This window comes from Neisseria sp. P0019.S003 (genome assembly GCF_051957115.1).
GTDB classification, from domain to species: Bacteria; Pseudomonadota; Gammaproteobacteria; order Burkholderiales; family Neisseriaceae; genus Neisseria; species Neisseria flavescens_D.
On record NZ_JBQCWT010000096.1, the window covers coordinates 1 to 441 of the forward strand.

The window sequence follows — 441 nt, forward strand, 5'->3', positions numbered from 1 at the left end:
GGGTAACGCCGGCTTCGGCCAGTTTGCGCAACATGTCGGAATCTACGCCGTCCAAACTGCGCATGTCTTCAGACACTTCACCCAGTTTTTCTTCTGCGGCGATGGTAGTGGTCAGGATCGCATCGCGTGCACGATTGCGCAGGGTTTCAACGATTTCTTCGTCAAAACCGTCAATCGAGAGCAATTCTGCCGCTGGAACGTAAGCAACTTCTTCCAAAGTGGCAAAGCCTTCTTACACCAAGATATCGGCGGTTTCGTCGTCGATGTTCAAGTGGGTGGTGAAGAGGTTGCGGATAACCGCATCTTCGGCGGCATTGCGCTCATCAGCTTCTTCAACGGTCATAATGTTCCGCTGCCATCCGGTCCGGATGGAAGCCAGACGGACGTTTTGACCGCCGCGGCCGATGGCCAGCGCCAGTTGGTTTTCGTCAACGATTACAT

The 441-nt window shown here is 54.2% G+C and carries 1 pseudogene; it reads right to left on the reverse strand.

The annotated features are described in order from the left end of the window. Window positions 1-441: pseudogene (gene nusA / locus ACTHTS_RS11265) on the reverse strand (transcription termination factor NusA); the annotation flags it as partial.